This is a genomic window from Alcanivorax sp. DG881 (assembly GCF_000155615.1).
Classification (GTDB): Bacteria; Pseudomonadota; Gammaproteobacteria; order Pseudomonadales; family Alcanivoracaceae; genus Alcanivorax.
Genome location: NZ_DS989915.1, coordinates 1,680,310 through 1,695,167, shown reverse-complemented (window position 1 = coordinate 1,695,167; position 14,858 = coordinate 1,680,310). Strand labels below are relative to the sequence as shown.

General features: G+C 58.5%; 12 protein-coding genes. 4 read left to right on the top strand and 8 right to left on the bottom strand.

Annotated features, from left to right (window positions below; translation table 11 throughout):
- The first annotated feature begins 114 nt into the window (after positions 1-114).
- The 4 genes from gltB to ADG881_RS07490 all read left to right on the top strand — a co-directional run bounded on the left by gltB (position 115) and on the right by ADG881_RS07490 (position 8,170).
- Positions 115-4,578, top strand: a complete 4,464-nt coding sequence (gene gltB / locus ADG881_RS07505; protein ID WP_007148743.1) for a glutamate synthase large subunit — start codon at positions 115-117, stop codon at positions 4,576-4,578.
- Between the two features lie 11 nt (positions 4,579-4,589).
- A complete protein-coding gene (locus ADG881_RS07500; protein WP_007149581.1) occupies positions 4,590-6,011 on the top strand; it encodes an FAD-dependent oxidoreductase in 1,422 nt (473 codons plus the stop codon).
- 161 nt (positions 6,012-6,172) lie between these two features.
- Entirely contained in the window at positions 6,173-7,234 is a 1,062-nt protein-coding gene (gene hemE, locus ADG881_RS07495) for a uroporphyrinogen decarboxylase (RefSeq protein ID WP_007148451.1), read from the top strand.
- 156 nt (positions 7,235-7,390) lie between these two features.
- Positions 7,391-8,170 carry a pilin gene (locus tag ADG881_RS07490; protein ID WP_007150331.1) on the top strand — a complete coding sequence of 260 codons (780 nt, stop codon included), beginning with the start codon at positions 7,391-7,393 and terminating at the stop codon, positions 8,168-8,170.
- Positions 8,171-8,516: 346 nt separating this feature from the next.
- Here ADG881_RS07490 and ADG881_RS07485 read toward each other — a convergent pair whose 3' ends face one another.
- The 8 genes from ADG881_RS07485 to ADG881_RS07450 all read right to left on the bottom strand — a co-directional run bounded on the left by ADG881_RS07485 (position 8,517) and on the right by ADG881_RS07450 (position 14,498).
- Positions 8,517-8,975 (bottom strand): YiiD C-terminal domain-containing protein, encoded by a 459-nt coding sequence (locus tag ADG881_RS07485; protein ID WP_007149773.1) that lies wholly within the window; start codon positions 8,973-8,975, stop codon positions 8,517-8,519.
- Between the two features lie 255 nt (positions 8,976-9,230).
- Positions 9,231-9,563, bottom strand: coding sequence for a 4a-hydroxytetrahydrobiopterin dehydratase (locus ADG881_RS07480; protein WP_039926417.1), 333 nt, complete (start codon positions 9,561-9,563; stop codon positions 9,231-9,233).
- 77 nt (positions 9,564-9,640) lie between these two features.
- On the bottom strand, positions 9,641-10,354 hold the full coding sequence (locus ADG881_RS07475) for a hypothetical protein (protein ID WP_039926415.1): 714 nt from the start codon (positions 10,352-10,354) through the stop codon (positions 9,641-9,643).
- Between the two features lie 71 nt (positions 10,355-10,425).
- Positions 10,426-10,830, bottom strand: a complete 405-nt coding sequence (locus ADG881_RS07470) for a hypothetical protein (RefSeq protein ID WP_007151558.1) — start codon at positions 10,828-10,830, stop codon at positions 10,426-10,428.
- Entirely contained in the window at positions 10,827-11,648 is an 822-nt protein-coding gene (locus tag ADG881_RS07465; protein ID WP_155132215.1) for a fatty acid desaturase, read from the bottom strand. Before ADG881_RS07465 ends, ADG881_RS07470 begins: the two co-directional genes overlap by 4 nt.
- Positions 11,649-11,892: 244 nt before the next feature.
- Complete coding sequence (locus ADG881_RS07460; protein ID WP_039926413.1) at positions 11,893-13,137, bottom strand: acyl-CoA dehydrogenase family protein; 1,245 nt, start codon at positions 13,135-13,137, stop codon at positions 11,893-11,895.
- A gap of 94 nt (positions 13,138-13,231) precedes the next feature.
- On the bottom strand, positions 13,232-13,915 hold the full coding sequence (locus ADG881_RS07455) for a 2-phosphosulfolactate phosphatase (protein WP_007151499.1): 684 nt from the start codon (positions 13,913-13,915) through the stop codon (positions 13,232-13,234).
- 49 nt (positions 13,916-13,964) lie between these two features.
- A complete protein-coding gene (locus ADG881_RS07450) occupies positions 13,965-14,498 on the bottom strand; it encodes a hypothetical protein (RefSeq protein WP_007150087.1) in 534 nt (177 codons plus the stop codon).
- Positions 14,499-14,858 lie beyond the last annotated feature (360 nt).

Below are 14,858 nucleotides of genomic sequence, written 5' to 3'. Positions count from 1 at the left end.
AATTTGTCGCCCAAGCGCGCAATGTGTAGAATGCATATCCCTTTTTTGCCGTCACCATTTTCTTGACGCCATTTGCCTTCTGTAAGTCTCTGAATTTCAAGAGGAAAGGTTTTCATGCAGCAGAACTCAACGCTGGTGCGGGGGCTCACTGAGCCCGGAGAATTCCGGGACAACTGTGGTTTTGGTCTGATTGCCCATATGGAGGGCCAGGCCAGCCACGAGCTTCTGCAAACTGCTATTGAAGCACTTACGTGCATGACACACCGGGGCGGCATTAATGCCGACGGAAAAACCGGTGATGGCTGCGGTCTGTTGCTTAAGAAACCCGATTCTTTCTTCCGCAAGGTCGCGGAAGAGCAATCCATTACGTTGCCGGATAACTACGGCGTGGGGATGGTATTTACCCACCCGGACGCGGATCAGTCCGAGCAACAGAAAAGCGCTATCAATGCGGCCCTGGAGGCCCAGGGTGTTGCGGTGCTCGGCTGGCGCGAAGTGCCCACCGACCCGTCCTGCCTGGGTGATCTGGCGCGTGCGTCCCTGCCGGGGTTCTGGCAGGTGATGGTGGCGGCAGACGGCAACTCCGAGCAGGAGCTGAACCGTCGGTTGTTCTTTGCCCGTCGCCATGCGGAAAAAGCCATCGAGAACGACGGCTACTTCTACATCTGTTCCCTGTCCGCCTCGGTGATGTCTTACAAAGGCCTGATGATGCCGGTGGATCTGCCGGTGTTCTTCCCGGACCTGGGCGACAGTGCCATGGAAACGGCGATTGTCGTTTTCCACCAGCGCTTTTCTACCAACACGCTGCCCCAGTGGCCGCTGGCCCAGCCGTTCCGTTACCTGGCCCATAACGGTGAAATCAACACCGTGCAGGGCAATCGTAACTGGGCACTGGCGCGGGAAAACAAGTTCCAGAATGAGCTGCTTCCGGGCCTGGAAGAGTTGAGCCCACTGGTTAACCGTACCGGTTCGGATTCCTCCAGCATGGATAACATGTTGGAAATTCTATTGGCTGGCGGCATGGACCTGTTCCGCGCTGTGCGCATGATGATTCCGCCTGCCTGGCAGAACGTGGAAACCATGGATGCCGATCTGCGTGCCTTCTACGAATATAACTCCATGCACATGGAGCCGTGGGATGGGCCGGCCGGTCTGGTAATGACGGACGGCCGTTATGCTGTCTGTATGCTCGACCGCAACGGTCTGCGCCCGGCTCGCTGGGTGGTGACCAAGAACGGCTTTATTACCCTGGCCTCGGAAATCGGTGTGTACAGCTACAAGCCGGAAGACGTAGTGGCCAAGGGCCGTGTCGGGCCGGGCCAGATTCTGGCCATCGACACCGAAACCGGTGAAGTCCTGCACACCAAGGACATCGATAACCGCCTGAAAGTCCGTCACCCCTACCGTGACTGGCTGAAGAGCAATGCCCTGCGCATCGAAGCGGACTACGACCACGAAGTGGGCCGCACCGATGAGGTGGACCCGCAGGATCTGCTCAGCTACCAGAAATTTTTCCAGATCAGCTTTGAAGAGCGCGATCAGGTGCTGCGCCCGTTGGCAGAATCCGGTCAGGAAGCCACCGGTTCCATGGGTGACGATACCCCCATGGCGGTGTTGTCCCGTCGCGAGCGCTCCCTGTTCGACTACTTCCGTCAGCAGTTTGCCCAGGTGACCAATCCGCCCATCGATCCGCTGCGTGAAGCGATCGTGATGAGCCTGGAAACCTGTGTAGGCGCCGAGCGCAATGTGTTCGAAGAGACCGCTGACCATGCCGACCGGGCCATTCTGTCTACCCCGGTATTGTCGCACTCCAAGTTCACCAACCTGATCAACATCGAGCGTCCGGGTTACCAGACGGCCAGGCTTAGCCTGCACTACGACGCCGAAACCGGCCTCAAGCAGGCGGTGCTGGATCTGTGTGAGCAGGCGGCAAAGGCCGTTCGTGATGGCAGCGCAATCCTGGTGCTGACGGACCATGGTATCGCCCAGGATAAACTGACTATCCATGCTGCTATGGCCACCGGCGCGGTACACCACTCCCTGACCGAAAAAGGTCTGCGCTCCGACGCCAACATCATCGTGGAAACCGCCACGGTGCGTGATTCCCATCACTTCGCCGTGTTGTTCGGTTTCGGTGCTACCGCGGTGTACCCGTACCTGGCCTACGATGTGATCGCCGACATGGTGCGTTCCGGCGAGCTGCTAGGCGACGCGGTGGAGCTGCAGAAGAACTTCCGCAAGGGCATCAACAAGGGGTTGATGAAGATTCTCTCCAAGATGGGGATCTCCACTATTACCTCTTACCGGGGCGCCCAGCTGTTTGAAGCCATCGGTATCAACAGTGACGTCGTAGAGGTGTGTTTCCGTGGCGTGCCCAGCCGGATTCAGGGTGCGGGCTTCGAGGATTTCCAGGAAGACCAGCAAAACCTGGCCAAGGACGCCTGGAAGCAGCGCAAGCCCATCGATGCTGGCGGTATCCTCAAGTATATCCACGGCAAGGAATATCACGCCTTCAACCCGGACGTGATCTACGCCCTGCACCGTGCCACCCAGGACAGCGACTACGACGCGTACAAGGAGTACGCCGAACTGGTCAACAAGCGTCCGGTGGCCACGTTGCGCGACCTGTTTGCCCTGCGTGATGACGTGGATGCCATCGATGTGGATCAGGTGGAGCCGCTGGAAAATATCCTGCTGCGCTTTGATTCCGCGGGCATGTCTCTGGGCGCGTTGAGCCCGGAAGCCCATGAAGCCATTGCCACGGCAATGAACCGTCTGGGTGGTCGTTCCAACTCAGGCGAGGGCGGGGAAGACCCGGCCCGCTTTGGCACCGAGCGTGTGTCCAAGATCAAGCAGATTGCCTCTGGCCGTTTCGGTGTGACCCCGCATTACCTGGTCAACGCTGAAGTGCTGCAGATCAAGGTGGCTCAGGGTGCCAAGCCTGGTGAAGGTGGCCAGCTGCCCGGTGGCAAGGTGAATGCGCTGATTGCGCGCCTGCGTCACTCCGTGCCCGGTGTGACCCTGATTTCACCGCCGCCGCACCATGACATCTACTCCATTGAGGATCTGTCCCAGCTGATCTTTGACCTCAAGCAGGTCAATCCGGATGCCCAGGTGTCTGTGAAGCTGGTGTCCGAACCCGGTGTCGGTACGGTGGCGTCCGGTGTGGCCAAAGCCTACGCGGATCTGATCACCATTTCCGGTTACGACGGTGGCACCGCGGCCAGCCCGCTGACCTCCATCCGCTATGCTGGCTCTCCCTGGGAGCTGGGTTTGGCGGAAGCGCATCAGGCGCTGCGGGGTAACGACCTGCGCGACAAGATTCGCCTGCAGACCGATGGTGGTCTGAAGACCGGCCTGGATGTGATCAAGGCGGCGATTCTGGGTGCCGAGTCCTTCGGTTTCGGTACTGTGCCGATGATCGTACTGGGCTGTAAGTACCTGCGTATCTGTCATCTGAACAACTGCGCCACCGGTGTGGCGACCCAGCGTGAAGATCTGCGTAAGGAGCACTTCATTGGTGCGCCGGAACTGCTGATCAACTACTTCACCTTTGTGGCTCAGGAAGTGCGTGAATTGCTGGCGCTGCTGGGTGTGAAAAGCATCCCCGAGCTGATCGGCCGTACCGACCTGCTGAAGGTGCTGGAAGGTGAAACCGCGCGCCAGGGCAAGCTGGACCTGACCCCGATTCTGCGCAATGACCTGGTGCCGGCGGACAAGCCGACCCATTGTCAGGTGACCCGCAACGAGCCGTTCGACAAGGCCGTGCTGAGCCAGAAGATGGTGGACGACATGGGTACCGCCATCGAGAGCAAATCCGGTGGCTCGTTCCATTACGAGATCACCAACTGTGACCGCTCCGTGGGCGCGCGCGTGTCCGGTGAGATTGCCAAGCAGCACGGCAATCTGGGCATGGAGACAGCGCCGATCAAGGTTCGCTTTACCGGTACTGCCGGGCAGAGCTTCGGTGTGTTCAACGCTGGCGGTCTGCACATGTATATTGAAGGCGACGCCAACGATTACGTGGGCAAAGGCATGGCCGGCGGTAAGCTGGTGATTCGCCCGCCCAATGGCAGCCCGTTCAAGAGTCAGGAAACCGCCATCATCGGTAATACCTGCCTCTACGGTGCCACCGGCGGCAAGCTGTACGCCGCCGGCACCGCTGGTGAGCGTTTCGGGGTGCGTAACTCCGGGGCCCATGCCATCGTGGAAGGCGCTGGCGATCATTGCTGTGAGTACATGACCGGTGGTTCCATCACCGTGCTGGGCCGCACCGGGCACAACTTCGGTGCGGGTATGACCGGCGGTTTTGCGTTCGTCCTGGACGAAGACAATGATTTCTTCGACCGCATCAACCCGGAGCTGATCGAGTTGCATCGCATCAGTTCCGAAGCCACCGAGTCTCACCGCAGTCACCTGCGCGGCGTAATCGCAGATTACGTGGAAGAGACCGGCAGCGAATGGGGCCAGTACATTCTGGACAACTTTGATGCCATGAGCCGCAAGTTCTGGTTGGTTAAGCCCAAGGCCGCAAGCCTGGAAAACCTGCTGCAGAGCACGCGCGCCAATCCGGCATAACGGGGGATACCATGGCTGAACGTTTGAGCAATAATTTCCAGTTTCTCGACGTGCCCCGGCACGATCCGAAGAAAAAGGACATTGAAGACCGCAAGCACAAGTACGAGGAAATCTACTACCCGTTTGAAACCCGGGAAGTGGAGCATCAGGCACACCGCTGCCTGCATTGCGGTAACCCGTACTGTGAATGGAAGTGTCCGGTCCATAACTACATCCCCAACTGGTTGAAGCTGATCAGCGAAGGCAACCTGTTGGAAGCGGTGGAGCTGAGTCACCAGACCAACTCCCTGCCGGAGGTCTGTGGCCGGGTATGCCCACAGGATCGTCTGTGTGAAGGGGCCTGTACCCTGAACGACGGTTTTGGTGCGGTGACCATTGGTGCCACCGAGAAGTACATCACCGATACGGCGCTGGCCATGGGCTGGCGTCCGGATATGTCCAAGGTGGTGTGGACCGACAAGAAAGTGGCGGTGATCGGTGCGGGGCCTGCCGGTATTGGCTGTGCCGACGTGCTGGTACGCAGCGGTGTGAAGCCGGTGGTATTCGATCGTTACGAGGAAATCGGTGGTCTGCTGACCTTCGGTATTCCCGAGTTCAAGCTGGAAAAACCGGTCATGGCCAAGCGCCGTGAAGTGTTTGAAGGCATGGGCATAGAATTCCGCCTGGGCGTGGAAGTCGGCAAGGACATCACCATCGATGAGCTGCTCGACGAATACGATGCGGTCTTCATGGGTATGGGCACTTATACCTATATGAAAGGCGGCTTCCCGGGTGAAGAGCTGGAGGGCGTGTTTGAAGCGCTGCCGTTCCTGGTCTCCAACGCCAACCGCAACCTGGGCTTTGAAAAAGACGAAGCCGACTTCATCAACATGCAGGGCAAGCGTGTGGTGGTGCTGGGTGGTGGTGATACCGCCATGGATTGTAACCGCACCTCTATCCGTCAGCAGGCAGAAAGCGTCAGCTGTGCTTACCGTCGCGATGAAGAAAACATGCCGGGTTCACGCAAGGAAGTGACCAACGCCAGAGAAGAGGGCGTGCAGTTCCTGTTCAACCGTCAGCCCATTGAAGTGGTGGGTGAAGATGGCAAGGTTGTTGGCGTCAAGGTAGTGGAAACCAAGCTGGGCGAGGCGGATAACAATGGCCGCCGCCGCCCTGAGCCGATCCCGGGCAGCGAAGAAATTCTGCCAGCGGATGCGGTGATCGTGGCGTTCGGTTTCCGCCCCAGCCCGGCGGACTGGTTTGATGCGAAGAGCATCAACACCGATGATTCCGGCCGTGTTATGGCGATCGAGGAGCAAGCTTTCCCGTTCCAGACCAGCAATGAAAAGATCTTTGCCGGTGGTGACATGGTGCGTGGTTCCGACCTGGTGGTGACCGCCATCTGGGAAGGCCGTGAAGCGGCCAAAGGGATTCTTGATTACCTGGATGTTTAATCACGCCTAAGGCTGGACGCCTGACGCCAGACGCTTTAAAACAGTAGTGCCAGAAATGTTGCGGCTCCGCAGAGACTCTTTGCGGAGCCGCAATGCTATCAGAAGCGGGTTGAGCGTCCGGCCTCAGGCATAGGGCGTCCCGCCAGGATTTAGGACTGACAATGACTTTCGCTCCCCTGCAAAACGATCGCTTCCTCCGTGCCTTGAACCGCGAGTCGGTGGACCGCACGCCCATCTGGATGATGCGCCAGGCAGGTCGCTATCTGCCGGAATACCGGGCTGCCCGTGAACATGCCGGGTCCTTCATGGACCTGTGCAGGAATGCGGATCTGGCCTGCGAAGTCACGTTGCAGCCGCTGGAGCGTTACCCGCTGGATGCGGCAATCCTGTTCTCCGACATCCTGACCATCCCCGATGCCATGGGGCTGGGTTTGTACTTCGAAACCGGAGAAGGACCGAAATTCAGGAAAGTGGTGCGTACTGAGGCGGACGTGGCCGCCTTGCCGATACCTGATGCGGAAACCGATCTGGGTTACGTGATGAAGGCGGTGAGCACCATTCGTGGCGCCCTGAACGGCCGCGTTCCCCTGATCGGCTTTTCCGGGAGCCCCTGGACGCTGGCCACCTACATGGTGGAGGGCGGCTCCAGCAAGGATTTCCGCCACCTCAAGGCCATGGTCTACAGCCAGCCGGAAGTCGCCCATGCCCTGCTGGACAAGTTGGCACAGTCGGTGACGTCCTATTTGAATGCGCAAATACGCCATGGTGCCCAGGTCGTGCAGATTTTTGATACCTGGGGCGGAGCCCTGTCTGCCGAGGCGTACCAGCAGTTCTCCCTGAAATACATGAAGCAGATTGTTGATGGCCTGATCCGCGATCATGAGGGCCGCAAGGTGCCGGTCATTCTCTTCACCAAGAACGGTGGGCTATGGCTGGAATCCATGGCGGAGTCGGGTTGCGATGCGCTGGGCCTGGACTGGACCATCAATATTGGTGAGGCTCGCCGCCGTGTGGGTGGCAAGGTGGCCTTGCAGGGCAACATGGACCCGGCGGTGCTGTACGCATCTCCCCAGGCTATTCGTGCCGAAGTAAAACGTATCCTCAATGATTTTGGTGATCACCCCGGGCATATTTTTAATCTGGGGCATGGCATTACACCGCAGGTGGATCCGGAGCACGCCAGGGTCTTTATTGAGGCGGTGGTGGAATTGAGCCAGAAATAATTGAGCTGCAAACGACAAGCTTCACGCTACAACGCGAACCCTGGGGTTGTCTTGTCTGACGCCGCAGGGGCCGCGCCGGGGGATTTGGGTGCGGCCGCTTGCGTTCACAGATAAAACACTCAATCGCGTGGAAGCGTGAAAGTGAGGGGGGAAGGGATGCGTATTGTTATTACGGCTATGTTGTTGGCGCTGGGGGCGCCGGCTTTGGCCATGTCACTGGCGCTGGCCAAGGTAGAACGGGCCGGGCAGGGTGAAACCGAGCAACAGGTCTGCGGCCGTGCCTTGCAGTTGATGACCGAAGAGCTTCACGTCAGCTTACTCAGTGTGATTGCGGCCACCGATGAGTATCGGCAGCGCCAGCAGGCATACAAGAAACAGGATAGGCCGGAATCGTTGCTCAGGGATGCCTACCTCACGCAGCTGCAAACGGAAACACCGTCCCTGCAGGGGCAGCGCTGGACGGGCAGTCGCTGCTCCCTGCGTGCCCGCTATGAGGGGGATATCGATGCCCTTGCCCGGCGTGTCGCCATTCCTGAAACGCCGGCCTCACCCAGTGAGCCCGAGGATGCACCGCCGCCAGGGATTGACCCGAAAACCTGGGAGTTATTCAGTAGCAGCCGAGACCGTTCCGAGTTGGCCCAGACATTCAGCACGGTAAGCGCCTTGCGCATGCATATGACAGAATACTATCTGTCCGGTGGCACCTGGCCAGACAGCCTGACGGATATGGGGGTGGCCCAGGAGCAGGTGACCGGCAAACGCATAAAGCGGGCGTATCTACTGGATGGTGGCATGTTGAAACTGGAGCTGGCGGGCCGTCTTGATGGTCATCAACTCACCACCTGGCCGGTGGAAGGGGGCATGCAGCGTATTGAGTGGGAGTGCTCTACCACGGTGAACCTGGGGCCGCAGGGATTCTGTACCTACGCTGAGTGAGCTACGAGCTACGAGCTACGAGCTACGAGCTACGAGCTACGAGCTACGAGCTACGAGCTACGAGCTACGAGCTACGAGCTACGAGCTACGAGCTACGAGCTACGAGCTACGAGCTACGAGCTACGAGCTACGAGCTACGAGCTACGAGCTACGAGCTACGAGCTACGAGCTACGAGCTACGAGCTACGAGCTACGAGCTACGAAAATGGATAGGGTAAGGCGGAAAAGTTCCCGGGGTTTGCTCTTTTCAACTTTTCACTTTGAACTTTCAACTAAATTCCGCGGGCAAGGCGGCCACCGTGTGGCGCCCCCAACCAGCGTTGCAGCTTGAGGCTTGTGGTTCCTCTTAGCTGCCGATCTTTCTTAGCTGGTAGACGTTGTGGGTGATGGCAACCACTTCGCCATTGGCATCCTTGATTTCAACGTCCCATTCAAAATCACATTTCCCTACTTCTTCAGTGGTGCTCTCGATGCGCGCGATTTCTTCTTCGCTCAGGGTGACTTCCACGGTGACGTCGGTGGTGGCCGGGCGACGGAAGCGAATCGACATGTCCTTGACGATGGGATAGAAGCGCTTGGTGTCAAAGGAGGTCAGGTAGATGGTGCCGCCGGGCAATTCGGCAATGGTGTAGAGCGCCCCTGCGTACATGATGCCAACATGGTTAAGGTTGGGTTTGAGTGGCATCAGCATCTTGCAGTAACCGCGCTCCACCTCCAGTGTCTGCACTTCGCAGCGTTCCACAAAGGGAAAGGTTTTGTCGCTGGCGGTTTTGATAAGGGTTTTCTGTTCTTCGCTCAGGGCCATGCTGTTATCTCCTCGGTTACAGGTGATGCTAGCAAAGACCGGTATCGTTGACGCAAGCCGTTTTGATCAGGGGGGTGGAGGAAATGGTCAAAGGAAAGAGGGGAGTGGGGAAAGCTACAAGCTACAACGCGGGTTGGGCAGTGCCATACTGTGGCCGCCCTGTCCGCGAAAGATCAGTTGAAAGTGCAAAGTGAAAAGTTGAAAAGGTAATCGGGGGAACCGTTCCCGCTATCTCATTTTGTAGCTTGTAGCTCGTTACAGGGCGTCGGTCTTGGCGGCACAAATGAAGTCATTGCGGTGCAGGCCGTGAATTTTGTGGGTCCACCAGGTGACGGTGACCTTGCCATATTCGGTGAGAATGGCGGGGTGGTGACCTTCCTGTTCCGCCAGATCGCCCACCCGATGGGTGAAATCCAGCGCCTGGACGAAATTCTTGAAGGTGAAGTGCCGTTGCAGTTTCTCGATGCCGTCTTCTTCCACCAGCATCCAGTCGGGTACTTGCGGGTGTAGCTCTTTACGGTCCTGGTCACTGACCAGGGGAGAGTCGGCGCGGCAGGCCTCACATTGTTGTGTTTTCAGGGTGCTCATGGCGATCAATCCAATCTGGCTAATGGATGACAGAATCGGTTACCCCGATTGTCAGTGATCCATTAGCCATTATCAATTCAGCCCTGTGCGGGTTCGCACAAACGCACCGGGTCGCCATCCGTGCCGCCGGGAGCCATCTTTTTCAGGACGCGGCGCAACTTTTCCATGTCGGTGTCATCGCGAACCCGGCCGGGGATTTCCATCCCGGCCGCCAGGTTCAGCAGCACGGACTTCATCTTTTCCGGCATCAGCACGGGCTGGCGGTGCTGCAGTACATAGATCAGGTCGCCCCGCTTGAACAGCATGAAGCCGTAGTAGTAGGTGCCGCTTTCCACCTCGTCATCTTTCACCTTGGCCGCATCCACATTGATACCAATGATGGCGAACAACGCCTTCGGGTCCGCATCGTCCAGGAATTCCCGGTAGGAGGCTTCAGCGCTGGTGATCATGGGGGCCTTGGCAACCACTTCACGCAGGTAACTGTTGAGGCTGAGATTGAGCAGTGTCAGGTCCGAGGCGAAGCGGGGGGCTTCGATCATCGGGTGATTTTCCACGTTCAGGTAATCCACCCGGAACAGGCGGCCACTGCCGTCCCAGAAGGTGGTGGAGCCCCCGTTGCGGTCACAGCGCTCATCCAGCACCACTTCGCCACGGAAAGTGTTGATACCAAGATCAAGGATGTAGGCGCCGGCCGGTGAAAAGTAGTAATCGCCCTGGCGTTCCCCTTGCAGGCCCTGGCAGGCAACAAGGAACAAACTCAAGGACAACGCGGCAGTTTTGATTATTTTCATTATTCGCCCCGGATATAAAAAAGCACACTGATCATAGCATACCCGTTGCATAGTGCAGCGATTAACCGCTTTTAGAGGATTGGCGCGTTTTCCACCGTGATGACCACTTTCTGGGGGCTGACTTTACGGCTTCGGTTGTAGTGCCAGGTGGCCTTGTGGGGTTTGTCGAAGGCGCGGGCGGAAAGCTCGGTGAGTGGGGCTTCACAGGCCTCAATCCTGCTGGCGGCGTCATTGAAGGCAGCCAGCAGTTGGGGGTTGAGCGGGGCTTGCTGACGGCTCACGGCAGCACTGCACTGGCTGCCTTCGTCCACACTCAGGTAATTGACTGCCGGGGAAATCAGTACAAATTGCTTGAGTTGCCGCTGACTGGCGTCGACCACTTCGATGCACTGGTGTACCCAGTAGTAATAGCAGTCCTGGGCACGGGCGGCAGCCGCAGACAGCATGATCAGACAGAGAATCAGGCCACGTATCATGAGGGAAGTCCTTCTCCTTGGCGCTGCTGGCGGGCGGGTTCCCACTGCAACAGCACATTTTCGGTAATCAGGTGATCCGGAATCCGGTCGCGGATTTTTGCGTGCAGGGCCGGCAGTTCGCTCCAGTGCAGGCCGGGCAGCATGTGATGGGCTGTGTGGTAGCCCAGATTCCAGGACGGCAGGTTATAGCGTTTCAGTTCCACATTGCGCGACGCGTGGAAGTGGTCTTCATAGCCGGTGCCGGCGTGTTGTCCGTAGGTGTTGTCCAGCAACATGAACAGCATGCTGATCATGGGAATCAGGAAGACGATAAAGGCGTTGCGCGGGTCCAGCATGAAGGCGGCGACCAGCGGGATATTGGCGAGCAACAGCAGGCGCAGGAAGCGACGGTACAGTGCCGGGTGCTGGCGGCCGATGCGGTGGATTTCCGGGTAGATGCGCAGGGTGTTGATCAGCACATAGCGCCAGCGCGGCATCAGGCTGCCGTCAGCCTGTTGCCAGGGGGACGGGTCGTTGTCCGGATCCAGATAGAGCTGGTGATGGCCAATGTTGTGATGCAGCGTCCAGCTCAAGGGGCTGGTGCCGGTCTGCAGGTACAGGACCATTTCAAACAGCCGGTTGAGCGGGCGCTTGACGAAGGTGTTCACGTGGTGGTGGTTGTGGCAGATGGCGCCGCAGGACACCTGCACCGGCAGCAGGGCCAGCATGCCCAGCCAGGTGGCCAGCCCATGGCTGAAGAAGAACAGGCCAAGCTGGATACCGAATACCGCTAACACCAGAGCAACGGCGAGCCGGTCTGCCCTATAGCGTACTTTCATGAGGTCACCCTGGGCCCGGCGGCGCATCTCGAAAGCGGTACATACGTACTACTCTAAAAAGGCGGTTTGGCGGGCCTTACTACGAATAATGAATGAGTGTAGTCAGGGGAGATTGTGTGATGAAGACCACAAAAACCATCACGCAAGGCGCAATGGTCAATATGCTTACACTGGCGGTAGTCAATTGCTTACATAGGGTGCCAGCTGTGGCTGGCCGGGCACCAGCCACAGGCCCGGTGGCGGGCTACACGCGGCCCAGCAGGTCCCTCGCAATGGCGATAATCTGCATTTCATCGGTGCCAGCATAAATCTGCAGAATTTTGGCATCGCGCATCAACTGTTCCACGCGGGACTCGCGCATGTAGCCGTAGCCGCCGTGGATCTGCACCGCTTCAGTGGCCACTTCCATGGCCACCTGGGCGGCGTAGAGCTTCATGGCGGACGCCTCGGCCAGCGTCATCTGGGCGCCCTCGGCGGTCATCTCGATATAGCGGAATACCATGTTTTGCAGGTTGGTGCGTGCCACTTCCATCTTGGCCAGTTTCAGCTGGATCAGCTGGTTCTGGCCGATAGCACGGCCGAACTGAACCCGGTCGCTGGCGTACTGTGTGCTCAGCTGCAGGGCGCGCTCCACCATGCCCAGAGCCATGGCCGCTACCCCGGCCCGTTCCTGCATGAAGGTGCCTTTGGCGCCGCTGCGGCCGTAGCTGTCTTCGCTGCCGCCCAGCAGGCGTTCCGGGCCCGCTTTCACATCGGACAGGAACAGCTCGCCGGTGGGGGAAGAGCCAATGCCCATTTTCTTGAAGGGTTTGGACTGCTCCAGGCCTTCCATGCCGCTATCGAGAATAAAGGAGACAATTTTGCGCTGATCCGCCGGCACGCCTTCTTCATCCAGTTTACAGATCAGGATGATGGTGTCGGCGTAGGGACCGTTGGTGATCCAGGTCTTGCTACCGTTGATGATGTAGCCGCCGTTGCCGTCGCGCTTTGCCAGGGTTTTCATCTGCCCAAAGGCATCGGAACCCGCATTGGGTTCGGAAATGGCCCAGGCGCCCACTTTTTCCAGGGTCAGCAGGGGCAGAGCCCAGCGTTCTTTCTGCTCGGTGGTGCCCTTGCTCATGATGGCGCCACCGCCCAGGCCCATGGAAACGCCCATGGCGGTGACCAGGCCCTGGGCATGTTTGCACAGTTCAATAATGGGGATCATGCGCATGGCGGCTTCTTCCCCGGCCATGGCGGAGGGGCCTTCCTTCTTCTTTTTCTCTTCGACGGTGTCGCCGGCAGCGATGGCTTTCTCACGGGCAATCTGCTTGTCGAATGATTGCTTGGCCATCACATCCATGCCGAAGGTTTTGATCATCTTGCGCAGGATGTCGTAGGGGGGAACGCCGTTATATTCGATATCGTCCAGCTGCGGCACGACTTCCTTTTCCACAAAGTCGCGTACCATTTTCTGGATCATCTGCTGTTGTTCGGACCACTGGATCATCGGGCTGTCCTGTTGGTAAAAATTCAATCAACAGTAGCAAGCTCGATGGTAGCGGCGCATTGATCAAAAAGAACGGAATCATTGACGCTGGATGTCAGGGGGCTGATTGAGCCGTGATACAGGGTTGCGGGTCGAAGCGCACGTGCATGGTCAGGGCATCCGGGCCTGCGCTGCTGGCGGCGGCTTCGATATCCTGGGGACGTAGCCGGGGGTGAGTGCCGGCGAAAAATTTCTGCGCTGCCCTGGCATTCAGGGTGCGGTCGCGGGCCGCCTCATAGGTGATGCCGTCTCCGCCCAGCAGATGACGGATATACTCGGCGCAGGCCACGTCTTCATCGCCGGTGGGGTGAGAGGCGACCAGCACCACGGTGGGCGGGTTCTGTTTGCGCAAATAGTTGGCGGTGGCCTCCGCATTGACCAGCCCGGCCACCAGCACCTCACGGCTGTCACGGGCACGCAGGGTGGCGGCCACGCCGTTGGTGGTGCGCAGAATCAGTTCTTTGTCCTGCAGCTCGGCCTGATCGATTTCCCAGGGGGAATTACCAAAATCAAAGCCGGGAATTGGCAGTGCCTCTACTTCTCCGGCCAGCAAGGCGTCAGGCAGGTGTTCGTCGCGCAGCGCAAAGGCTTGCTCGGCGCTGGCCACCGGCCAGATACAGCGAAGGCCTTTGCGAAAGGCGTGATGGCTGGTGGTGAACGCGCGAATCACGTCGATCACCACGGTAATGCCATGAATGTTGTGCGGCGGGTTGTGCCCCTGGGCAATGTGTATGTCCATGGTGTTCCTTGCCGGGGCCGGCCTGGTCAGTCGTTAATCCATCAACGGATCAGAATAACAGGCCAATGCCCCAGGTTGCGTTATCGAAAATCTCGTCTTCGTCGTCCAGGTACTGCTCCACGGCGATGGTGAACGTGAGCCGGTCACCCAGAGTCAGGCGGTCCTTGGGGGTGCGCTTGCCGGTGAAGAAATCAATCACCGAACGGTAGTTGAAGTCGGAGCGGTAGCGCAGCAGGTCGCCTTCTGAGCCGTAACCATACTGAACTTGAATAATGCGGCCAAAGCCCACCCCGGCATAGGCATTGTTAACACGTTCGCCGTCCGCAGCGGAGAGGTCATCGTCGCCGGAGTCGCGGCGAATGGGCGAATCGCCAAATTTCTTGGTGCCGACGCCGGCATTCAACGCCACGCTGGTGTAATTGGCATCGACAAAAAAACCGGTGCCGATATTTTCCGTCGGGTCCACCCGGCCCACGGACACCACGGTGCCGCGCATCAGGGTGACGCCGCTATAACGGTCTTCGGCCTGAACACTGGAACAGCCCAGAGCCAGCAGGGCCAGGGTGATTATTATTCTTGTCATGTGATTCCCTCCGTGAACAAGCCGTTATTATGCCTAAAGGTGGCTATGGGGCCTAGGGAGCCTCTGAAAACTCCTTACGTGCTCAGCGTGGTCTGAAGCGTGCAGCTGTTGAGTCTTGTTTCGACAGGCAGGGTGACTCCCTTTCCTAGAGGCAAGGTGCAGCAGATGGGCGCTTCAGACCACGCCCTTCGGGTCTTCCAGGCTGGCCCGCACTCGTTGTTGCATTTTTTCGGCAGGCAACCAGCATGCTTTCAAAAGTGCGCCTAGATTGCGAACCAGCCTGAAAGACTGAGCATGCAAGGAGTTTTCAGAGGCTCCCTGGCAGCCCGCTGAAAAACGCAGCGCGTTCCCTGGCAAGGA